Source organism: Bacillus arachidis, from assembly GCF_030285945.1.
Classification (GTDB): Bacteria; Bacillota; Bacilli; order Bacillales; family Bacillaceae_G; genus Bacillus_A; species Bacillus_A arachidis.
On sequence record NZ_CP127376.1, the window covers coordinates 642,078 to 664,963 of the forward strand.

Annotated in this window: 16 protein-coding genes; 10 read left to right on the forward strand and 6 right to left on the reverse strand. The window is 35.8% G+C overall.

What is annotated here, in order from left to right; translation table 11 throughout:
- Position 1: 1 nt before the first annotated feature.
- The gene (locus QRY57_RS04925; RefSeq protein ID WP_090692891.1) at positions 2–733 is read right to left on the reverse strand and encodes a class I SAM-dependent methyltransferase; all 732 of its coding nucleotides are present in this window, start codon (positions 731–733) and stop codon (positions 2–4) included.
- Positions 734–947: 214 nt separating this feature from the next.
- Here QRY57_RS04925 and QRY57_RS04930 point away from each other — a divergent pair, with 214 nt between their 5' ends.
- On the forward strand, positions 948–2,138 hold the full coding sequence (locus QRY57_RS04930) for a glycine C-acetyltransferase (protein WP_026593913.1): 1,191 nt from the start codon (positions 948–950) through the stop codon (positions 2,136–2,138).
- 44 nt (positions 2,139–2,182) lie between these two features.
- Positions 2,183–3,148, forward strand: coding sequence for an L-threonine 3-dehydrogenase (locus tag QRY57_RS04935; protein ID WP_035415678.1), 966 nt, complete (start codon positions 2,183–2,185; stop codon positions 3,146–3,148).
- Positions 3,149–3,234: 86 nt separating this feature from the next.
- Here the strand turns inward: QRY57_RS04935 and QRY57_RS04940 are convergent, their stop codons facing one another.
- A complete protein-coding gene (locus QRY57_RS04940; protein ID WP_035415677.1) occupies positions 3,235–3,513 on the reverse strand; it encodes a hypothetical protein in 279 nt (92 codons plus the stop codon).
- Positions 3,514–3,729: 216 nt separating this feature from the next.
- Between QRY57_RS04940 and QRY57_RS04945 the strand changes: the two genes are divergently transcribed.
- Positions 3,730–4,152 carry an NUDIX hydrolase gene (locus QRY57_RS04945; RefSeq protein ID WP_286016791.1) on the forward strand — a complete coding sequence of 141 codons (423 nt, stop codon included), beginning with the start codon at positions 3,730–3,732 and terminating at the stop codon, positions 4,150–4,152.
- Between the two features lie 91 nt (positions 4,153–4,243).
- On the opposite strand, the gene QRY57_RS04950 is transcribed toward QRY57_RS04945, so the two are convergent.
- The 3 genes from QRY57_RS04950 to QRY57_RS04960 form a co-directional block, all read right to left on the reverse strand.
- A complete protein-coding gene (locus tag QRY57_RS04950; protein ID WP_286016792.1) occupies positions 4,244–6,124 on the reverse strand; it encodes a vWA domain-containing protein in 1,881 nt (626 codons plus the stop codon).
- Between the two features lie 3 nt (positions 6,125–6,127).
- Positions 6,128–7,021, reverse strand: coding sequence for an ATP-binding protein (locus QRY57_RS04955; protein ID WP_286016793.1), 894 nt, complete (start codon positions 7,019–7,021; stop codon positions 6,128–6,130).
- Positions 7,022–7,174: 153 nt separating this feature from the next.
- Complete coding sequence (locus QRY57_RS04960; RefSeq protein WP_026593907.1) at positions 7,175–8,704, reverse strand: cardiolipin synthase; 1,530 nt, start codon at positions 8,702–8,704, stop codon at positions 7,175–7,177.
- 338 nt (positions 8,705–9,042) lie between these two features.
- Between QRY57_RS04960 and QRY57_RS04965 the strand changes: the two genes are divergently transcribed.
- The gene (locus QRY57_RS04965) at positions 9,043–9,366 is read left to right on the forward strand and encodes a hypothetical protein (RefSeq protein ID WP_286016794.1); all 324 of its coding nucleotides are present in this window, start codon (positions 9,043–9,045) and stop codon (positions 9,364–9,366) included.
- Positions 9,367–9,538: 172 nt separating this feature from the next.
- Here the strand turns inward: QRY57_RS04965 and QRY57_RS04970 are convergent, their stop codons facing one another.
- On the reverse strand, positions 9,539–10,963 hold the full coding sequence (locus QRY57_RS04970) for an amino acid permease (RefSeq protein WP_286016795.1): 1,425 nt from the start codon (positions 10,961–10,963) through the stop codon (positions 9,539–9,541).
- Between the two features lie 450 nt (positions 10,964–11,413).
- Between QRY57_RS04970 and treR the strand changes: the two genes are divergently transcribed.
- The 6 genes from treR to QRY57_RS05000 all read left to right on the forward strand — a co-directional run bounded on the left by treR (position 11,414) and on the right by QRY57_RS05000 (position 22,826).
- Positions 11,414–12,124, forward strand: a complete 711-nt coding sequence (gene treR / locus QRY57_RS04975; RefSeq protein WP_026593904.1) for a trehalose operon repressor — start codon at positions 11,414–11,416, stop codon at positions 12,122–12,124.
- Positions 12,125–12,281: 157 nt separating this feature from the next.
- On the forward strand, positions 12,282–13,709 hold the full coding sequence (treP, locus tag QRY57_RS04980) for a PTS system trehalose-specific EIIBC component (RefSeq protein WP_286016796.1): 1,428 nt from the start codon (positions 12,282–12,284) through the stop codon (positions 13,707–13,709).
- A 13-nt stretch (positions 13,710–13,722) separates the two neighbouring features.
- Positions 13,723–15,384 (forward strand): alpha,alpha-phosphotrehalase, encoded by a 1,662-nt coding sequence (gene treC, locus QRY57_RS04985; protein WP_286016797.1) that lies wholly within the window; start codon positions 13,723–13,725, stop codon positions 15,382–15,384.
- Positions 15,385–15,695: 311 nt separating this feature from the next.
- Positions 15,696–17,528: a GAF domain-containing sensor histidine kinase gene (locus QRY57_RS04990; RefSeq protein WP_286016798.1), complete on the forward strand. Its 1,833-nt coding sequence runs from the start codon at positions 15,696–15,698 to the stop codon at positions 17,526–17,528.
- A 1-nt stretch (position 17,529) separates the two neighbouring features.
- Positions 17,530–18,171: a response regulator gene (locus tag QRY57_RS04995; RefSeq protein ID WP_286016799.1), complete on the forward strand. Its 642-nt coding sequence runs from the start codon at positions 17,530–17,532 to the stop codon at positions 18,169–18,171.
- A gap of 413 nt (positions 18,172–18,584) precedes the next feature.
- A complete protein-coding gene (locus QRY57_RS05000) occupies positions 18,585–22,826 on the forward strand; it encodes a S8 family serine peptidase (protein ID WP_286016800.1) in 4,242 nt (1,413 codons plus the stop codon).
- The last annotated feature ends 60 nt before the right edge of the window (positions 22,827–22,886 follow it).

The window sequence follows — 22,886 nt, forward strand, 5'->3', positions numbered from 1 at the left end:
TTTATTTTTTACAAGAAAACAAGAGAAAGAGGGGAATACGCAATCTGCGCTTATATTCCTCTTCATTTTGGAAATGTTTTCGCTTTGGTGTTGCTTCTTGTAAGTCTGTAATTGTAAATCCAGCTTGTTGTAAGAGGGTGAAGTACTGTTCAGTAGTACGATGGTATTTGATTACCTCTTGGTCAATCCACGGTTCTGTACGTTTCCCAATTTTAAAATAATCATCAATAAGCCAGCTTGTTCGTTTCCCACTGCTTTGTAAGCTCTCAAAGGAAGAGGTAATAACGGGATGTTGTACACTAAAGGTGAAAATTCCATCTGTTTTTAAAGTTTGATAGACGTTTTGAAAAATAATATCAAGATGTTCAATATAGTGCAGGGCGAGTCTAGATGTAACGAGATCAAAAGTAGAAGAGGGGTATGTATAGTCTTTGAGGTTCGTGAAATGGACAGTGCCATTTACGTTTTCGAGTTGTTTGATAGCTTCTGTATACATAAGGTAAGAGCCTTCAATACCAGTGTAAGATAGGCAGCCTTTTTGCAATAATTCTATACCAAATTTAGCATCACCGCATCCTAAGTCAAGAATGTTCTTTCCTTTCATGTCCCCGATGAGCTGTAATAAAGCTGGCTTTTCCATTGCTTCATTTGGATTGTCTTTTCGATATCTGCGCTTCATGTACTGTTCAAAAAAAGAGTCATTATTATATACTTCAGATTCTGTAAATGCCATTTTCTCAGCTCCTAAAAACATTTTTCTTATTCTATCAAACAATTGAAGTAAATCATAGATTTCTTGTATGTAATCCTATATAATTAAAAGTTGTAAGCGTTTTCTTCAAGCTATTTTTCTATAATAAATTCTGAAAACGTGTTAAGCTAGTAGAGGAATTATTGGAATTGTTAAGATAATGATTCGCTTACATGAACGATGGGGAGGCTTCACGATGTCTAGTAAAACACTTGCAAACTTTTTAGAAGAAAATTTAGAGGATTTAAAAGCAAAAGGGCTTTATAACGTAATTGATCCGCTGGAAAGTCCAAATGGACCAATCATTACAATTGGCGGGAAAGAATATATTAACTTATCTTCAAATAACTATCTTGGTTTAGCAACAGATAATCGTCTGCAAGAAGCAGCAATTGGTGCGATTCATAAGTATGGCGTTGGTGCAGGAGCGGTTCGTACAATTAACGGTACTCTTGATTTGCATATCAAATTAGAAGAAACAATTGCGAAATTTAAACATACAGAAGCAGCAATTGCATATCAATCGGGATTTAACTGTAATATGGCAGCGATTTCAGCTGTTATGGATAAAAATGATGCAATTCTCTCTGATGAATTAAACCATGCGTCTATTATTGACGGCAGTCGTTTATCAAAAGCAAAAATTATTGTGTATAAACATTCTGATATGGAAGATTTACGTAAAAAAGCAACCGAGGCGAAGGAATCGGGGCTTTATAATAAATTAATGGTTATCACAGATGGTGTGTTCTCAATGGATGGTGATGTTGCGAAATTACCAGAAATTGTTGAGATTGCAGAGGAACTAGATTTAATGACATATGTTGATGATGCACATGGTTCAGGTGTACTTGGAAAAGGTGCAGGTACTGTAAAACATTTCGGTCTTTCTGATAAAGTAGATTTCCAAATTGGTACATTATCAAAAGCGATTGGTGTAGTCGGTGGATATGTAGCAGGAAAACAAAACTTAATTGATTGGCTAAAAGTTCGTTCACGTCCATTCTTATTCTCAACAGCGCTAACACCAGCAGATGCAGCAGCTTGTATGAGATCGATTGAGATTTTAATGGAAAGTACGGAATTACATGATCGCTTATGGGAAAATGGTCGTTATTTAAAACAAGGTTTAAAAGAACTTGGATTCAATATTGGCGAAAGTGAAACACCAATTACACCTTGTATCATCGGCGATGAAGTATTAACACAAGAATTTAGTAAACGCCTAAATGAAGAAGGCGTATACGCAAAATCTATTGTGTTCCCGACTGTAGCAAAAGGGACAGGTCGTGTTCGTAATATGCCAACAGCAGCTCATACGAAAGAAATGCTGGATGAAGCGATTCGTACGTATGAAAAAGTGGGTAAAGAAATGGGAATCATTTAACACAATTACATCTTTTGAAAGCTTGCAAATGAGGAGTGGAGAAAATGAAAAAAATTCTAGTAACCGGTTCTTTAGGACAAATTGGTTCTGAGCTTGTGATGAAACTTCGTGATGTATACGGCGCATCAAACATTATTGCAACAGATATTCGTGAAACGGACAGTGAAGTGGTAAAGTCTGGTCCATTTGAAACATTAGATGTAACTGATGGTCAAAAACTACACGACATTGCGAAACGTAATGAAGTGGATACAATTATTCATTTAGCAGCTTTACTTTCAGCAACTGCAGAAAAAAATCCGCTATTCGCTTGGAATTTAAATATGGGTGGACTTGTAAATGCATTAGAAGCAGCACGTGAACTAGACTGTAAATTTTTCACGCCAAGTTCTATTGGCGCATTTGGTCCAACAACGCCAAAAGATAATACACCACAAGATACAATCCAACGCCCTACTACGATGTATGGAGTAAACAAAGTAGCAGGAGAATTATTATGTGATTATTATCATCAAAAATTTGGTGTTGATACGCGCGGTGTACGTTTCCCAGGCTTAATTTCTTATGTAGCTCCTCCAGGAGGCGGTACAACTGATTATGCAGTTGAAATTTATTATGAAGCAATTAAAAAAGGTACCTACACCTCTTACATTGCGGAAGGCACCTACATGGATATGATGTATATGCCAGATGCACTGCAAGCAATTGTTTCTTTAATGGAAGCAGATCCAAGTAAGTTAATACACCGTAACGCTTTTAATATTACTGCAATGAGTTTCGAGCCAGAGCAAATCGCAGCAGCAATCCGTAAGCATATTCCGACGTTTACAATGGATTACGCTGTAGATCCAGCTCGTCAAACAATCGCAAACAGCTGGCCGAATTCAATCGATGCAACCGCAGCGAAAGAAGAGTGGGGCTTTAAAGCGGAGTATGATTTAGATAAAATGACAGCTGATATGCTGGCGAAATTAAAAAAAAAGTTAACAGCTGAGTTAGTGCTTAGTTAATGAAAAAAGAGTCGATTCAATTCTTTGAATCGGCTCTTTTTTTCAGCATACCTAAACTTAGTCTGAGGAAGAAATAAGTTTTCTCGTTATATAGATTTTACCTTATTCGTATCTACACTTCTTGGTTCGGTGCTAGCCTCAGGATATTGCTGCTTTGTTTCTTCATAAGGTTTTTCATATTCGTAACTAAATGCCTTATGTGTTTTTTGATCATCCTCCCAAGGAGACGATTTTCCTAACTTTCTGTTAGTGGAGGAACCGTAAGGCCCATCAGGAAACTCTTCGGGAATGACAAATTCATGTCTTGCTTCAGCAACTGTAACATCCGTATATTGTTCATCCTTTTTTGGGGACAAATGAAACATCCTTTCAAATATATTTGATAGTAGACTTCTTCCTTAATATACCCAAAAAGATTTCTATGAATTTTTCATTATTCAGAAAGAGGGATAAGGAAGATACGTGGGGAACAGGCTGATAATTAGTAGGGGATGAAGAAAACACCACTGATTAAAGTTTCACTTTATCGGAAATTGAATCAGGATTAGATATGTAAAAAGTACAATAGGGGGGAAACACATATGAAAAGAGTCGATGTTGTATATGCACTTATTTATAATAAGGCACGAGATCAAGTATTAATGGTACATAATGTAGAACAAGATGTTTGGTCATTGCCAGGAGGCGCAGTGGAGAAAGAAGAAACATTAGAAGTTGCAGTTGTAAGAGAGGCAAAGGAAGAAACCGGTTTAACTGTAGAGATACAGGGGATTGCAGCAATAAACGAAAAGTTTTTTACTGAGGTAGGCAACCATGCATTGTTGATTACTTTTCACGCCAATGTGATAGATGGGGATATTGATGTACAGGATATGGATGAAATTTCGGCAATAGAATGGGTTGATATGAAAGCGGCAAACGAGCGGTTTCCATATTATGATGGGGGAATTGAATCGTTATTAAAAACATCTATTCCATATAAATTTCAAAAAGAAACAAAATAGTAAATGGAATTTTATCGGCAATTCGAAAGGAGAACATCGACCACTCAACAAATAACGACTAAAAAACAGGGCCCATATAGGACCCTGTTTGCTATTCAATCGTCTTCAGTAATAATTTCTTCAATAACGGCTTAATCTTCAATCGTAAATCTTCAGCATGATTGGCAACTAGGAAATGATGATTGTAAATATTTTTCATTAACTGATATGTCGCTTCTTTCGCTTCGCCTTCTTCGATAAAGATACCGATAACTTCCATACCGCTTTTACGAGCGAGTTTAACAGCTTCATGTGTGTCTAAAATACCATCTTGTTGGTAGTCTAAAGCAGATGGTTCACCGTCTGTAAATACGAGTAGGAATTTATGTTTCTCTGGTCTTTTTGCAAGTTTTTCTGAAACGATACGGATAATGTAACCGTCACGATTGTCTTCTTCTTCGCGAAGTTGTATAATCTCAGGTCCAACGTTTGGAAGGGTTGAATTTTTGTATGTTACTACTTCATGAATCACGTTTGGTTTATCTTCTGGTGTCGCACTAGAAGCATCTTCCCAAAATCCGCTAATTGCATGTGGAATTTTCAATGACTTCAACGCTTCATGGAACAGAACAACACTTTTTTTCGTTTCTTCCATTTTGTTATACATAGAGCCCGAGCAGTCTACTAATAGCTGAAAGGCAACATCAAGCTCTTGTGATTCCTGCCCTTTTTTATAAAACATCCGCGGTTGCTTTTCTGTATAAATACGAAGGAATTTCTTACGAAGTCTTCCGTAATATTTATCACTATTTGCGTTGGTTTTATTTTCGATCGTCTTCTCAATGATTTTCTTTAACTCTTTTACATCTTTATTAATGACTGATTTGATCGCTTGATAATCTTTTTTATCATCAGGATTTGGCTTGCGTGCTTCTTTAAATGTATGAGAGGCACCGACGTTATATTTACCGTATATGCCTTCATTTTGACTAGAAGCGTGTGAAGCTTTCGCATCTTGCGCATCTGCCTGATCGAAGTTTGATTGCGTACTTTTTTGAGAAGTCCCCTGTACAGAACCAAGTGCTTGATCGCCATCTTCTGATTCACGAGCAGTATCACCCATCATATTTGTTTTTGTTCCGCTTTCTAATTCAAAGCGTAAAAAGTTCTCGTTTTCGTTATTTTTATTTTCACGATGCCATGTCGAGAAGCTTTCATTAATTTTATTTTTATTCTCATCATCTACGATTTGAGTATCATCATTTGCTAAATCTTCGACGCGCCCATCTTTTTCTTCGGCAATAACAGATAAATATAGCGGTGCGTGTCCAAAGTAGTTGTTAATCATATCATTTTCAAGAAAACCTTCTAAGCGATAGCGAATTTTTTCAATGATATACATTGTATCTTCTGTATTACGAGCTTGAAATGTTTCATGTAAAATAGCTTCAATTTGCTCAAAATATTCGTTGTGAAACATTTCGTATTTATCGCTTGTTAAAGAAAGATAGCATAGACAAAATAGACGGTCTCCATGATAGTTACGAACACGGTTGATTTCATTTTGTGAACCGAAGTAATTACGGTACATCTCTTTACGTCTTTTAAAAATGTGTTTTGTACCAGGACGTAAGTTTTTGACAATTTCCTCTACGCGTAAATCTTCTAACAGAACAAATAATTGTGTTAAAAATTTTTTAAGAGGAGAATCTTGCAATTCAATTGCATAAGAACGAATGAGCTTCATGTCTGAGTAATGTTTATTACCAAGTGCCTTTAAAAACACTTCGCTTTTTAAGCCGATTACCATATCCTCTTCTTTACGATCATCCCAAAAGTGACTGACGACAACTTTCTTTTCGATTTCGTCGTAATATGCCTTATAGCCATACTCTAAGTAAGCATCATCTTCTTTTAGAAGAGCATACATTAAATTTTCCATTTGAAGAAACAGCGACGCATCAATTTTTTTGTCACTAAAAATTTGTCTCATGAATTATCCCTCAAAGAAATAGCTTTCTGCTAATTCACGGACAGTCATTTGTTCTGTTTCATCATTTAATTTTGCAATAATGCTTCGCTCAATCGCACGCATAACAGGAATATATACGCCTAAGTCACATGCGTCAATAATACCACGAATACTTGCTGCTTCTTCACTTACGCGTCCGTCACGGGCAAGTGGCATGAGGTCACTTGCGAATGCAACAAACTTTTCAATTGTTGCAATGTCTTTCAATTTTGATTCAGACAATAATAGTTGTTTTAATGTATCACCTTGAATATAAGGAACTTCAATAATAACAAATCGATTTTTTAATGCTTCATTTAGTTCGCTTGTTCCAACGTAACCTTCGTTGATTGCAGCGATTACACGGTATTCTTCATCACCATATACAACTTGTTGTGTAAATGGGTTTGTGATCATTTTACGGTAATCTAATGCACCATGAAGGAGAGGAAGTGTTTCCGGTTTTGCCATATTAATTTCATCGATATATAGGAAGTGTCCATTTTTCATCGCTTTCATAAGAGGACCATCAACGAAGGAAACTTCAGATGCTCCGTCTTTTGTTTTTAAAGTATTGTATCCTAAAATACCCTCGACATCTAAATCGACAGAACAGTTAATACTGTGCATTGGTTTTTGGAATAAGGAAGATAGCGTTTCTGCAAGAACGGTTTTTCCACTTCCAGTTGGTCCTTTTAATAAAATATTTTTGCCAAGCAGAAGGGCTGTAATTGCATCTTCAATAATGCTGTTATCCGATGCTTTGTACATTTTTGTTCCGATTAAATGTGCATTTTCACCAACTACTTGTTTATTTTTTTCGTGAATTGTTGCTAATTGCTGTTTTAAATCAGCATGTATATGAAATTGTTCTAACATGTATTTCCCACCTAACATTATTTTCATAAAGTAAACAATACATCTTATGATAACTTGTTTTAATATGGTATGCAAAGAAAAGGAGAGGGGGGAAGAGTACGACATTATAAAAGAAAAAAGTAACCAAATTTACTTTGATTACTTTTTTCATATTTATAGTAAAGGGGAAATTAGACGCATTAGAGATTCTAGTATTCGTTTTTTAATACTTCTTTTTTGGAATGACTTCCATCTAATTTCAGTGGAATGGTTAAAATCTTCTTCAAAATCATGTTTAATATCAAGAACTGTTTTGGATTCATAAAGTACGCTAATGATTTCATAATTTAGTTCAAAGCTGCGGACATCCATATTTGCCGTGCCAATTGTTGCAATTGTATCATCAACGAGTACAATTTTAGCGTGCATAAAACCATCTTTATAGCTGTAAATTGAAGCTCCTGCTTTTAGGAGTGGTGTAAAGTATGATTGAGATGCTTGATCACTAATGATACTATCACTTTTACCCGGATATAGAATGCGGACATCTATTCCAGCCAGTGCACTTAAACGAAGTAATGTTAATGTTTCTTGATCCGGAATGAAGTAGGGTGTCGCAATCCAAATGGATTTCTTAGCAGAAGCTATAACAGCAAGTAACGTATTGCGAATGCTTGTATCATCTGAACTTGGTCCACTTGCTACAATTTGAACAGCACCTTCTGCATCAGAAATTTCTTTGCCAGGAAAGTATTTTGTATTCATAAATTGATCCCAAGAATATGTATTTAAACCACTAGAGGCATAGAGCCAATCCTCAAGAAATATTGCTTGTAATTTGTACAATGCTTTCCCATCTATTCGTAAGTGACTGTCACGCCAAATTGGGAATTTTTTAGAACGACCAAGATACTCATCGCCAACGTTGAGTCCACCGGTAAAACCAATTTCTCCGTCGATAATGATGATTTTACGATGGTTACGATAATTGACTGTTTCAAGTAGCCACGCTGAAAATATAGGATCGAATTCCACAATTTCAATTCCTGCATCTTTCATAGGCTGTAAGAAGCGTTTTCGTAACGTATTGCTTCCGAGTCCATCATAAAGGAAGCGTACAATTACACCGGAATTTGCTTTTTTTATTAAAGCGTCTCGAATTTGTGTACCAATTTCATCAGCTCGATAAATGTAGTATTGAATATGTATATGGTGCTTCGCCTGTTCAATCGCTTGTAAAATTTCTGGAAATGTTTGTTCACCGTTAGTTAAAAGTTTGGTGGTTGTTGCATCGGCAACAGGGCCGCCTCCAAATTTTTGCACCACTTTTGTTAAATGTGTTGAGTGTTCACTTAGTGAAGATATGGCTAATATATCTTCACGTCTGCCTTCTAATATTTCACGGAACAATTTTCGCTGCTCTTCTGAACGGTGGAGATGTTTTTTTCTTCTCCAGCGACTGCGGCCAAAAATAGAGTATAGAAGTACACCGATAATAGGGAGAAGAGCCAATACTAAAAACCATGCTAATGTGCTTTGTGGGGAACGATTTTCAATGAAAATTACGAAAGAAATTCCGATAATTGTAATAGACCATAAAGCACCAATAAAAGTATATAGTGAAATATTGGATGTATCTAAAAGGAAAAGCACAATCGATATAATGGTAAATACAAATAATAACTGAACGATGGGTTTTTTCATCTGTATAAATTTCACCTATTCTTTCTTAAATATATGCTTCTTATATGGAAGCTGTCTTCTAACATTTCTATTATAAACGTTTTATTTTTTTGTACCAACATAGATATTTTGCCCATGCCTTCCACATTTGTCCCACATAGTGTATATTATTACGTTTTTATATGAAAAGGAGTTTGAATGATATGCATAGAATCAGTCGTCCATTTGGTTGATATGGCTATCCATACTATTCATATAGCCCATATTGATGGAAGGAGGAGAGTGAGGACTACTTATAATTTCTATATTTGTCAGGTTTATGGTAGTGAATAATTAGAACAAAGGGAGATGAAGATAAAATGAATGAGATGCGGAACCATAGTGGACATCACCATAATCACCACGGAGGTCACAATCATGGAGGTTATCATCACCATAATCACCACGGAGGCTATCATCACCATGGCGGCGGTAGTAGTTGGGGATGGGGAGGAGGCACATTTGCCCCAGTTGGAAGTTTTGCGGGCGGGATGTTAGGCGGACTAACAGCTGGAGCATTAACGAGCGGCGGAGGCTATTATCCGGCGCCGTATCCAGCACCATATCCAATGCCGGTCCCTACACCATACCCAACAACATATCCAATGCCGTATCCAACACAATATCCATATGGGGGTTATTAATAAATAAGTGATAAAAAACAGACTATTGTAATCTGTTTTTTAGTAGTTAAGGCAATCGTGCGTATAGCTAATCTAATTCGTAAGTAAGCGGAACTTTAGAAGCGACTGATTAAAAAAAGCTGTTAACTAACAACTTATTTTTTAGATAAATTGTAGTTAACAGCTTTTTGGATTAGCTAATTTTCGTATTTTGTTGCTTTGCCATGGATGATGCTGAATTTTTCATAAGGACTGGGTAAAGAATGAGTCCTAATATAAATAATCCAATGCCTAAGAAAAATGTTTTCAGATCAGCTGTTCCTGTTTTAATTACCCAAATAGAGTATCCGAGTGCAAGTACGGTAATGATTCCATCTTTTATTCGAGAGCCTGGTGTTATATCGTATGTTTCTCCTGTAACAACAAGTTTTAATTGGTATAGAGTGGAAACAAGGTATGGAATTAAATAAGCTAAAGTTGCAACAACAATGGCAAAATTATAAGCTTCTGAAACCGTGCCAGATATTGTTGAGAACAGGAAAATTTGCGTCATAATATTTGTAACAAGCAATGATTTTGACGGACTGCCTTTTTTGTTTGTTTTTCCAAAGAATTTTGGGAAAAGCCCGTTCTTTGCTGCTTGATAAGGAACTTCTGAACTTACAACAATCCAGCCAACGGTAGATCCGAATAATGATACAAGTGCAAGCAGTGCCATGATGTAAGCACCTTTATTACCGATTGCTAGGTTTAAAGCATCTACTAACGGTTTTTGAGAATCTTTTAAAGCATCTTGCGGAAGAGCACCCATTGTTAGTAAAGTAATTGACATGTAAATAAGAAGGGCAATGATTAACCCGAAAATTGTTGCCTTTTTCACATCACGCTGAGACTTTGCACGGTTGGATAGCATAACTGCTGATTCAATCCCTATAAATGCCCAAAGTGTTGCAATGGCAGCAGCATTTACTTGACCACCTAATGGAATTGACTTTCCAGCCTCGTTCATAAATGTTTGCCCATCGCCAAAATTAGAAGCATTAAAAATAAATAGTGTGATGACAATGAACATTGTAAATCCGATAATTTTTGCGATTGTTGCAAGTAGGTTCATGTTACCTGCACGATCAATATTTTGAGAAAGAATATATTGAATGCCCCATAGCATAATGCTACATACAGCAAATGTTAATCCTTTTCCGAGTTCTAATGAAAATCCGTTTAGCGAAAAAAGAACTTGCTTACTTTGTAAAACTGGGAAGAATGTAGATAGGTATCCTGCAAATGAAATAATAACAGAAGCAGTTGCAGCCCAGTTAGCAGCCCAGTATCCCCATGCCATACTATATCCAGCAACCTTACCGGCCTTTTGCGAGGTGAACATTGCTTGTGCATAACTTTGTGGACCAGCTTTTAATTCCGGTTTACGAACTGCAAGGTTACCAAATACAAGAGCAATCATAAATACACCAAGTCCTGTAATTGTCCATGCAAGTGTTGATCCCATTGGTCCTGATACTTGCGCTAAATTCGATGGAAGCATAAATACGCCGCCTCCAACCATATTTCCAACAACAAATGCTGTTAAAATCCATAAACCCCATTTTTTCGTTTCCATGTTTGGCTATCTCCTTTGTAGTAGTTTTGCTTATTCATCATCTTTTTACTAACGTTTTTTGAAAATAAAAAAGAGCCATGTAGATAAAAAATACCTACATGGCTCTTTTTGCCTAACGTAGGTACAACGGGAATAACCCTTGTACCTACGCGTAATTTTTCCGCTAGGTTTCAAGGGTTAAGTATGATGATGATGTTTTTGTGCAAATGTAACTACAGTTGTATTCATAAGCATAGTTCTTTGCTCCCTTTCTCCTCTGATTTTGAAGTTAGTATACTACATGTTTTTTAGAATGAAAAGAGAAATCTGAAAAAAATTATAAAAATGCGCATTGGTGACTAAATATTTATATAGATATTTCTTGTGCTGGAAAATAAGTAAGAGATTGGCATGAATTTCTGTCATGCTATAATACAAGTAGAAATAGAAGGTGACGAGGGGTTATTCAAAATGATGAGTAAGTATGAACAGATTTATACGGAGATAAGTGATTCAATTGATAATCGCAAGTTAACAGAGGGGTGCAAAATCCCATCTGAAACAGAATTGATGAAGCAGTATGAAGCGAGCCGTGGGACGGTAAGAAAAGCTGTTGATTTATTGCAGGAACGTGGATACGTACAGAAAATACATGGTAAAGGTGTTTTTGTTTTAAAACGAAAAAACATTGAATTTAACTTTGGAGGTATTGTGAGTTTTCAGGAGGAAAATGAACGATTAGGGCGCCAATGTATAACAAATGTAGTAGAGATGGAGAAAATCTTAGCGACGAAAGAGCTAGCAAAATTATTGAATGTAAAAACGAGAACGAAGATAGATCATATTAAACGTGTTCGAAATATTGACGGAGAAAAGGTAATCTTAGATGTGAATTATTTTGTATCTGAACATATTCCAGAGCTAACAAAGGAAATAGCTGAGAAATCGATTTATAAATATATTGAGAAAGAATTAGGATTACATATTAGTTATTCACAGCGTGTTATTGAAGTGCAACCTTGTACAGATGACGATAGAAAGTATTTAGATTTAAATGGAACTGACTATGTTGTTGTTGTGAAAAATTTTACGCATCTTTATGATGGTAGTCAATTTGAATATACAGAATCACGTCACCGACTTGATATTTTTCATTTTTCTGATGTGGCGCGGAGAAAATAAAAAGATGAAACTGTACAGTGTTTCATCTTTTTTTGTATATTTTGAGAACAAATAAAAAAGTCCCCATCAACTCGTATATACGAGTGTTGACTAACTTATATATACGAGTTAATATGTATTTGTAAACGGTATCAAAAAAAGAAAAGAGGGACGGAATATGGGGAAGGATTATCGTAAGACAGCAGAACAAGTGTTGCAATATATCGGTGGGAAAGAAAATATTGACCAAGCAGCGCATTGTGTAACGAGATTACGTATTGCACTGAAGGATGAAAGTAAAATAGATAACGATAAATTACAAGCGGTTTCATTAGTGAAAGGTGTATTTCATAACGCTGGTGTATTTCAAATTGTTATTGGCCCAGGAGATGTAGATCGAGTATACGCAGAATTGATAACGCTTGCAGGTATGGAGGAATCGACAGTAGCGGATGTAAAGGATTCGGGGAATCAAAAATTAAATCCAATGCAAAAGTTTGTCAAAATATTTTCTGATGTATTTATGCCGATTTTACCAGCAATTGTTACAGCTGGTTTATTGATGGGTGTTAATAATTTATTAGGCGCTAAGGATTTATTTTTTGATGGAAAGAACTTATTGGAGGTATATCCAAACTTAGGTGGACTATGGGATTTAATTAATATGATGGCGAATACGGCATTCGTATTTTTACCAGCACTTGTTGGTTGGTCAGCGACGAAACGGTTTGGCGGCAGTCCGATACTGGGTATTGTTATGGGGTTAATGCTTGTACATCCTGATTTATTAAATGCATGGAATTATGGAAAAGCAGCAGCAGGTCTAGATGGACAAAAAATAGAGTACTTCAATATTTTAGGATTATTCCAAATTGAAAAAGTAGGTTACCAAGGACAAATTTTACCAATATTAGTAGCGGCATTTGTTTTAAGTAAAGTTGAGATTTTTCTTAAGAAACGTGTACCAAATGCGATTCAATTATTAGTTGTTCCGATTACAACAATTGTTGTAACTGGTGTATTAGCGTTAGGAGTTATTGGCCCAGTTACACGTCATATCGGTGATTTATTAACAGCTGGCTTAGTTGGCGTATATGAAACAGTTCCTGTACTTGGCGCAGTATTATTTGGCGCATTGTATGCACCGTTAGTTATTACGGGTATGCATCATATGTTTATTGCAATCGATTTACAATTAATCGCGCAAAATGGTGGTACATTTATTTGGCCAATGATTGCACTTTCTAACCTCGCACAAGGTAGTGCAGCCCTTGCAATGTTTTGGATATCTAAAAATCAAAATGATAAAAGTATGGCGTCAACATCGGCGATTTCAGCATACTTCGGTATTACAGAGCCAGCGATGTTTGGGGTGAATTTAAGAAATAAATTTCCGTTTTATGCAGCTATTACAGGATCGGCAGTTGCAGCAGTATTTATCACGTTAAATGGGGTATTAGCACCAGCAATTGGAATTGGCGGATTACCAGCATTTATTTCTATCATTCCGAAATCGATTCCAATGTTTGTGGTTGGTATGGTAATTGCGATAGTGATTCCATTTGTTTTAACATGGTTATTTGCAAAACGAGTAAAACAGAAGTAGGAGGCAGGGGAGCATGAAAGATTGGCATAAAAGCGTTGTCTATCAAATTTATCCCAAAAGCTTTAATAGCTATTACAATACAGAAACAGGCGATATAAAAGGTGTAACAGAGAAATTAGGTTATTTAAAAGAACTAGGTATTGATTATATTTGGTTAACACCAATTTACCGTTCACCGCAAAATGATAATGGCTATGATGTGAGCGACTATTATTTAATAGATCCATCTTATGGAACGATGGAGGAATTTGAAGAATTACTAGCAGAAGCGAAAAAACATGAGATTGATATTATGCTTGATATCGTTGTAAATCATAGTTCAACGGAGCATAAATGGTTCAAAGAAGCGAGTGAAAATAAAAATAGTCCGTACCGTGATTTTTATATATGGCGCGATGAAAAGAATAATTGGCAGTCTAAGTTTGGCGGCTCCGCTTGGGAGTATGATGAGAAAACAAAGCAATATTATTTGCATCTATTTGATAAAACACAGGCTGATTTAAATTGGGAAAATGAACAACTACGAAAAGAAGTATACGAGATGATGCGCTTTTGGCTTGAAAAAGGGGTCAAAGGATTCCGTCTTGATGTAATTAACTTAATTTCGAAAGATCAACGATTTTTAGATGACGAAGGAACAGCGGCTACAAGCGACGGACGTAAATATTATACAGATGGACCGCGTGTTCATAAATATTTACAAGAGATGAATTACGAAGTGTTTGAAGGAAAAGATGTGATTACAGTCGGAGAGATGTCCTCTACAACAATTGAGAATTGTATCAAGTATTCGGATCCAGGGCGTAAGGAATTAAGTATGACATTTAGTTTTCATCATTTAAAGGTAGATTATCCAAATGGAGAGAAATGGAAAAGAGCAGATTTCGATTTCGGTCAATTAAAAGAAATTATGTCGAAGTGGCAAACTGATATGCAAGATGGTGGAGGATGGAACGCATTATTTTGGTGTAATCATGATCAACCGCGCATCGTATCGCGTTTTGGTAATGATAAAAAATATAGAAACGAATCAGCAAAAATGTTAGCTACTGCGCTGCATATGTTACAAGGAACACCTTATATTTATCAAGGTGAAGAAATTGGGATGACAAATCCAGGGTTTGATAATATAGATTTATATCGTGATGTGGAATCTTTAAATATTTATGAAATGAAGCAGGAAAAAGGAATGTCAGATGAAGAAATCATTGGCATTTTGCAGCAAAAATCTCGTGATAATTCGCGTACGCCTATGCAGTGGAATACAGAAGAAAATGCTGGCTTTACAACAAATACACCGTGGATTTCTGTTGCAGAGAATTATAAAGAAATTAATGTGGAAAAGGCACTTGAAGATAAACAATCTATTTTCTATCACTATAAAAAGCTAATTGAACTTAGAAAGAAATATAATGTTATTACAAATGGTAAATATGCAATTATAGATGCAAACCACCCAAATGTATGGGTATATACACGTGAGCTAGAAGATGAAATGCTACTCGTTGTCAATAATTTTTATGAAGAAACAATTGTATATTCTGTACCAGAAAAAGTTATAGGAAACGAAATAAAGCAAGAAATATTAATATCAAATTATGAGGATTCAGGTGAAGATATTAGAAACCTTGTACTTAGACCATATGAATCTATTGTGTATCGATTTACTAAATAATTGGAATAAGAGGTTGGATGCTAATAGCATCCAACCTCTTATTAATTTAAAACACCGCTACTTCAGGAGTAAATTACACCATTCATATATACCTTTTGTACTATAGAGATTACGTCCAATGATATGTACAATTACATCATTTGATTAATAGGAAATTTATGAAAAGCGATTTATACTAGTATTGTGTCTTGCCTTTTTAGGTTTCGTACACAGCCGGTGATTGGCTAGTGGAGGTTTTTCCATTTTGCCAGTGCCGGTTTTTTGTTGGATAATAGAGAAAATATATTTTTACAAAGAAAGAAGGGACTGTTTTGAAAGATGTAGATTCTATTTCTATGAGAGAAAAATTTGCTAGTTTTTATCTTTATTTTATTTCTTTTCTTGGTTTGATTACTATAACTATATCTTTACTTGAAATTAAAATCCCTTCTCATCCAACGATAATAGTATTGTTAATACTATTTATGGGGATTACTGAGTATTTTCCTGTACGATTTTGGAGGGGAGTAAGCTCACTTAGCTTTCCAATCATTTATTCTATGCTTTTGTTGTTTGGCACATATATAACGGTGCTCTCTCTTGTGTTTGTTACATTAATTATTCACTTACTCCGTCGTTCGCCGGTAGAAAGGATACTCTTTAATAGTACTCAGCATGCTCTTAGCCTTATACTAGCAGAATGGTTTTCTAGCAAATGTATGCTTTTGTTGACGAGTGAGATGAATATGGCAGTTTTATATGAAAAATTAATATTTTTACTGTTGTTTAGCATATTCTTTTGTTTTTTCAACAACCTTTTTTATGATTTATTAATAGTACTCCTTCCTCAGCCATATTCGTTGCGTCGATGGAATCAAAAAAACATATCAGTATTTCTTTGTGAAAGTTTTTGTTTATTCTATGCTGCTATTATGCATATATTAGGTACGCAATATCGTTTAGAGATGAATGAAATTGTATTTTTTTTCTTCTTTTTTCCGCTTGTGGCAATTTCTATTATTAGTTCATTTTCTGCACGAGTACGGATGGAAAAAGAAAGATTGTATGAATTCTTTCTTATTACGACCGAAATAAGCCGTGGATTATCTGATGGAAATCTACAACATATAAAAAAATCACTTAAAGGATTTCTAGGGATACAAGCATATGTATTATGGACAAAAGACGAAGATGGATGGAGTATTCAGTTGAAAGATGGCAAGTTGAAGAAAAAAATAACTGATTATTCTAATGATGCAGAAAAGTTTGAGGGGATAACTAAAAATACCGTTTTTAATAATTGGAAAATTGGTACAGCACCGGGAGATGGGGTGTTTGAGGACGTTATACGCTCCCTTGTTTATTTTCCTCTTATTGTAAATGATGAGTTAATCGGAATGTTTGTTACGGGAAAAAGTAGAAGTTCTGGCTTTTTTCCAGAAGACGTGCAGCTATTAGAAACTTTTTCTAATCAATTAGCTAACATAGTTAAAACGAGAATACTTATTTCCGAACAAGAAAAAAGGATGATTTTAGAAGAAAGAAATCGAATTGCACGCGAAATTCATGATGGTATAGCACAAGCATTGGCCGGGGTGATATTTCAACTAGAATCAGCTCAGAAAAAATACCGTGATAAACCAACTGATATGCAGCAAGTAGTGGAGAAAAGTATAAGAAAATTAAGAGGGAGTTTAGGCGAAGTTCGCTATTCTATTTATGCTTTAAAGCCATATCCAACACAACAATTAGGGCTCAAGCAAGCAATAGCAAGTAAAATAAAATCTGTAAAACAAGAATATGAACTAGACATTAGATACCATGAAAGAGGACATTCTCGCACACTCAGTTTTTCTAAAGAAAGGGTCATTTTTGATACATTCCAAGAGAGTTTACAGAACATTGTTAAACATGCACAAGCGGAAAAGATTGATGTTCTGTTAAGTTATCAGCGTGAACATGTACTTTTAAAGGTAAAGGATAATGGAGTTGGTTTTTCTCTATTTGAGTCTATGATTAAAACAAAGTGTGAGCCACATTATGGTATATTACATATGAATGAACAAGCTGAACAGCTAGGGGCTACTTTACAGATTGATAGTTCTGTAGGGAAAGGGACAGAAATTACATTGTTAATTCCAGATTCACAAACAAGGGGTGCGTAAGATGATTAAAATATTAGTAGTAGATGATCATGCTTTTTTACGAGACGCAATTCGTAGCATACTAGAGGTTGAATCTGATATAAGAGTAGTTGGGGAAGCGATCTCTGGGGACGAAGTATTAGAGAAAGTCGAGGAATGCAGGCCAGATTGTATCTTGATGGATATCAATCTTCCTGGGAAAAATGGAATTGAAGCTACGGCACTAGTGAAAAAACAGTATCCAACTTGCCGAGTGCTTGCTTTTACTATGTATGAGCATGATGAGTATTTAATGGATGCACTTCAAGCAGGGGCTGATGGCTATTTATTGAAAGATTCATCATCGGAGCAAGTAGTGGCAGCAATTCGAATGTTATATCAAGGAGATTCAGTTATTCATCCACGTATGACGAAAAAATTAATTACGTATCATCAGCAACAAATAAAAGTAGAACCAACCGAAAATGAACTGACAGAGCGTGAAAAGGAAATTCTCTTTGAATTGGTGAAGGGGTTTAGTAATAAAGAAATTGCTGAAGCTCTATATATTAGTGACAAGACAGTTAAAATTCACATCAATAAAATCTTTAAAAAATTGAATGTAAAGAGCCGTTCGCAAGCAGTGATTTATGCTGTTCGAAATCAACTGGTTCCGTTGGACTAAATACAAAATACCTAAAAGAACTATCGTGTTTCTTTATTCTATATTACGAGGAATAAAGAGCAAGATAGTTCTTTTGTACTATTTAGGCGTAGAATCATTAGAATAAAAATTACTCCTTTTGTTTAATTTTCAGAAAAATCAAAATGTGGAATAATAAAAATAGAATTATCGTTTCATTCTATTAATAATTCATTTTGTGAAAAAACTTTACTGAAAATAAATTATGGGGGGCTTTTATAGAAAGCGGTTGGAAATGAGCCGGCAACTATATGAAATGTGGGGATGGTAGTAGTGTTGGATACTCTCAATCCTATTAAATACAGATTCAAGATTAATAGAATTATCAATGCTTAATAGGGTTTTGAGAATCATTTGGTTTAGAAAAAATAATTTTAATAACGGGGGGATGCCATATGAAGAAAAGAAAATTTGGAAAGATTCTTATCGGAACGTTGACTGTCGGCATGTTATTGTCTCAAGGAATTCCATATAACGTATTGGCAGAAGAGGTAAATACATCTACTTTAACTGGAATTGATGATGCAAATTCTATATTGAAAGGACTTACAAAGGAACAACGTAATGCTTTAAAAACATTAGATACAAAACCGGGGTTTGTTGTTTCGCCAGGTATCAATACAGCAAGTCCTGATAATGTGAATGTAATTGTAGAGTTCAAGCAAGCTCCTGCCAAAATTGAGGTACTAAAACAAGCAGCTAAAGGGAAAAGACTAGCTCTTTCTGCTGCGGAACAAAAGGTGGAAGCAGCTCATAAAGGATTTAAATCTGAGCTCGAACAGCTTCAAAAACAGAAAGATAAAGGGCCAAATTTCAAATCTGCCAAAATAACAAGAGAATACAAAAATGCTTTTAATGGCGTGGCAATGTCCTTACCTGGAAATATGATTGAAGATTTAGTTCGCACTGGTGTTGTCAAGCGTGTATGGGAAGATAAGGAGATTAAAATTGATTTGCCGAAAGAAACGGCTAAAACTGCCGTTCAGCCGAAAATGGCAGATAGCGTACCACAAATCGGTGTGGACAAGCTTCACGCTGAAAATATAACGGGTAAAGGAATTAAAGTAGGGGTACTAGATACAGGTATTGATTATAATCACCCAGATTTAAATGATGCCTATAAAGGATATCGTGCAAAACAAGGGGAAGATCCAAAAAAAGTAGAGCCGAACTCTGTAAAAGGCTGGGATTTCGTTAATAACGATGCTGATCCGATGGAAACAACATATAAAGACTGGCAAAACTCTGGAGGTTATCCTGAGATTTATAATGGAAGTGCATATTATACATCTCATGGTACACATGTAGCTGGAACAATTGCTGCAGACAAAAAAAATAATGTCGATTATGCGGTTAAAGGAGTCGCTCCAGATGTTGATTTATATTCATATCGTGTATTAGGTCCTTATGGAAGCGGACAAACAAATGGTATTCTTGCTGCAATTGATAAAGCGGTGAAAGACGATATGGATGTTATCAATTTATCGCTAGGTGCTTCTATTAATGATCCTTTATATCCTACTTCTGTGGCAGTGAGTCATGCAATGTTAGCTGGTGTTGTCACAGTTGTAGCGGCAGGAAATAGTGGTCCAAATGAAGGGACTATTGGATCACCTAGTGCGGCGGCACTTCCGATTACAGTTGGAGCAAGCGACGCAGCGATGACCATTCCAACGTTCTCTGCTGACGCAGGGGATTTACATGTGGATAAGATGATGCTACTTGGAAAGAGCTTTACTGATAAGCTTGAGGACTTAAAAGGGCAATCCTTATCCGTTGTATATGCAGGACTTGGGAAATCAGGTGACTTTACAGGGAAAGATGTAAAAGGAAAGCTAGCTCTCATTCAGCGTGGTGAGATTACATTTGATGAAAAAATTAAAAATGCTAAGGAAGCAGGCGCAAAAGCTGTCATTGTGTATAACAATGTAGATGGTGAAATTACAAGCTATCTTGGAGAAAGTACATCATCTATTCCATCGTTCCGCTTAACAAAAGCAGATGGTGAGAAATTACAAGGTCAAGTTGCACAAGGGAATGTATCCTTAACTTTTGGAGAAATGAGTAGCGCAAAAACAGAGGGAGATCACTTAGCTGATTTCAGCTCTCGTGGTCCTGCAAGTAAAACGGATGATATTAAACCAGATATTGTAGCGCCAGGTGTGTCTATTTTCTCTACTGTCCCTGAATATATCAATGATCCAAAGGATGGAGAAAATTATCCGGTAGCGTATGGACGTATGTCGGGTACATCTATGGCAACTCCTCATACGGCAGGGGTAGCGGCATTAATTTTACAAGAGCATCCAAACTATAGTCCATTTGAAGTAAAAGAGGCACTTATGAACACAGCGGTGGATTTAAAAGAAGAGCGTTCCGTATTTGAGGTGGGATCAGGACGAATTGATGCTTATCGTGCAGTTCATGCAGATACATCTATCGAGGTTATCGATAAAACGACAAACGTGGTAAATGATGAAGAAGTAGAAATTGAAGAAAAAACGGGTTCTATTGCATTCGGTTATAAAACGCAATTGGCAAATAGGCCAATTAAAGATACTCGAAAAATTCTGATTAAAAACAACAATAAAGCAGAAGAAAAAGAGTTCAAATTAGAAGTAGAGTTTTCGCCAACTAGTGTAGGTGTGCAAGATGCAGCGAAGAACGGTGTGAAATTGAACGTACAAGATTCTATTAAAGTAGCTCCTGGTACATCTGGGGAGATTAGCCCTGAAATTATCATTCCAGAAAACGCAGAATTCGGTAGATATGAAGGATATATTCATATTTCAAATAAAAACAACGAAAAAGAAATATATCAAGTGCCATTCGCAGTTAAATTCTCAGAAAAAGGAATTGCATCTGTAGATTTGCTTAGAGATGCAATGGCGACAGATACATCTAACTTCCATCCATTTATGGGAAGACCGAGTTCACCGTTGACATTTAAATTAAATAGTCCACTTGAAACTATTGATGCGGTTGTGAAGGATCGAAAAACAGGCAAGGCATTAGGAATTGTTGGCACACTTAATGCAAGCAGTCTAACACCGAATATTGAATATATGATGTTCGATGGTATGGGAGGATATGTGTTCCCGTTTACAGGAGATCCAAATCATCCAATTGGAGATAAACGAGTTACGTTGCCTGATGGCGATTATCAACTGGACTTCGTTGGATACGATAAAGAAGGGAAAGCTTATACAAAAGGCGATAGCATTATCATTGATAATGTAATACCTGAAATGAAATTTAATGATGTGCAACCTGGTGTTCATGAGGTAAATGAATCCATGTTCAAAGAAGAAGACGGTCAGCGTGCATTATGGGTACATGGTAATATTTATGATTCTACGGTAGATGCATTAAAGGCAAAAGGCCTCCAGTATGACCAAAAGGCTAATGAAATTGTATATTACCAAAACTCCGCTTTTCCGTCAGGTTGGTTGAATACAATTCAAGCTAACGGTGATTTTAAATTTGGAGTACTTCCAGAGGAAATCAATGAACCGCTTAATTTAAGGTTATTTGGATATGATCTCGCAACTGCATCGAATATGGCGAATGGATTTAAAGATTACGTCTTTGTTAAAGAGGGGACAGAATACGCTGTTCCAGGCTATGACAAAGATAAAATAAAATTAGGAGAAAAAATTACGTTAACTTTAAATCTCAATAATGTGAAACAACTTATGTCAGGTACATTTGAGATTCCTTATAGTAAACAGCTATTTAAATTTACAGATGTGAAACCAAATCCAACGCTTACGGAATATGCAAAACAACATGGATTAAATATCAAATTAGAAGATTCAGTGATAAATGAAGAAGGCGCTTGGGAAAATAAAGTAAAAGTTAGCGCGTCTTTAGACGGAACTGAATTTAAAGGATTAGATGGAGATACTCCATTTCTAGATGTTACATTCGAGATGACGAGTGATGAATATTTTTATGATTTAACTGCATTTGGAGTAGATAAATTCTCTTATACAAAAGCTGGTGCATCAGAGTCTGTTGAGATTCCTATTTTTAAAGATAAATCCTTTTCTATTGTTTCGAAACATTCGATGATTGGAGGATATATTGGTCCAGAAGCATTCTTAAATGAAGAAGGCTATTTAAATAAGAAGGACTATACAAAATTGGGAGCAAAAGTGTACGCAGTTAGTAAGGATGGAAAGAAATACACAGGAACGGTTGATAATAATGGCCAATTTGAAATTCACAATGTTCCTGTAAGCGATAAAGAATACGATGTTTTTGTAGAAATGCCGGGTCATCTAAATAGTAAATTAACAACAAAAATAGGTAAAATGCAGGACGGGGAATTAGTAGGTCAATATTTTAGAGCTGATATGGATGACAACCTTGCAGGTGATGTAAATGGCGATAAAATGGTGGATATTCAAGATGCTAGAATAGCAGCTCTATCATATGAAAAAGGAAAAGTGGCTGTAAAAGATGGTGACATCAATCAAGACGGTGTTGTGAACGAAACAGATATACGTTTTATCGAGAAGAACTTCTTGAAAAAGGGTCCAGATGTTAAAGAGAATCAGAAACCAAAAGAAAATGTGGGACCAGTGACGTTAGAGAAAATCTTGCGTTCGATCGGATTAGAACCGAAGAAATAAGTAAGGATTCTACACGCTTACACAAATACCATAGAATCAATTGGGGCTGTTTTCCTTATT

Bases quoted from the DNA above. Each gene is read 5' to 3' on its own strand.
- QRY57_RS04995 (WP_286016799.1), top strand. From the start codon at position 17,530: ATGATTAAAATATTAGTAGTAGATGATCATGCTTTTTTACGAGACGCA.
- QRY57_RS04950 (WP_286016792.1), bottom strand. From the start codon at position 6,124: ATGAGACAAATTTTTAGTGACAAAAAAATTGATGCGTCGCTGTTTCTT.
- QRY57_RS04955 (WP_286016793.1), bottom strand. From the start codon at position 7,021: ATGTTAGAACAATTTCATATACATGCTGATTTAAAACAGCAATTAGCA.
- QRY57_RS04930 (WP_026593913.1), top strand. From the start codon at position 948: ATGTCTAGTAAAACACTTGCAAACTTTTTAGAAGAAAATTTAGAGGAT.
- treR (WP_026593904.1), top strand. From the start codon at position 11,414: ATGATGAGTAAGTATGAACAGATTTATACGGAGATAAGTGATTCAATT.
- QRY57_RS04940 (WP_035415677.1), bottom strand. From the start codon at position 3,513: ATGTTTCATTTGTCCCCAAAAAAGGATGAACAATATACGGATGTTACA.
- QRY57_RS04960 (WP_026593907.1), bottom strand. From the start codon at position 8,704: ATGAAAAAACCCATCGTTCAGTTATTATTTGTATTTACCATTATATCG.
- QRY57_RS04970 (WP_286016795.1), bottom strand. From the start codon at position 10,963: ATGGAAACGAAAAAATGGGGTTTATGGATTTTAACAGCATTTGTTGTT.
- QRY57_RS04945 (WP_286016791.1), top strand. From the start codon at position 3,730: ATGAAAAGAGTCGATGTTGTATATGCACTTATTTATAATAAGGCACGA.
- QRY57_RS04925 (WP_090692891.1), bottom strand. From the start codon at position 733: ATGGCATTTACAGAATCTGAAGTATATAATAATGACTCTTTTTTTGAA.
- treC (WP_286016797.1), top strand. From the start codon at position 13,723: ATGAAAGATTGGCATAAAAGCGTTGTCTATCAAATTTATCCCAAAAGC.
- QRY57_RS04935 (WP_035415678.1), top strand. From the start codon at position 2,183: ATGAAAAAAATTCTAGTAACCGGTTCTTTAGGACAAATTGGTTCTGAG.
- QRY57_RS04965 (WP_286016794.1), top strand. From the start codon at position 9,043: ATGAATGAGATGCGGAACCATAGTGGACATCACCATAATCACCACGGA.
- treP (WP_286016796.1), top strand. From the start codon at position 12,282: ATGGGGAAGGATTATCGTAAGACAGCAGAACAAGTGTTGCAATATATC.
- QRY57_RS05000 (WP_286016800.1), top strand. From the start codon at position 18,585: ATGAAGAAAAGAAAATTTGGAAAGATTCTTATCGGAACGTTGACTGTC.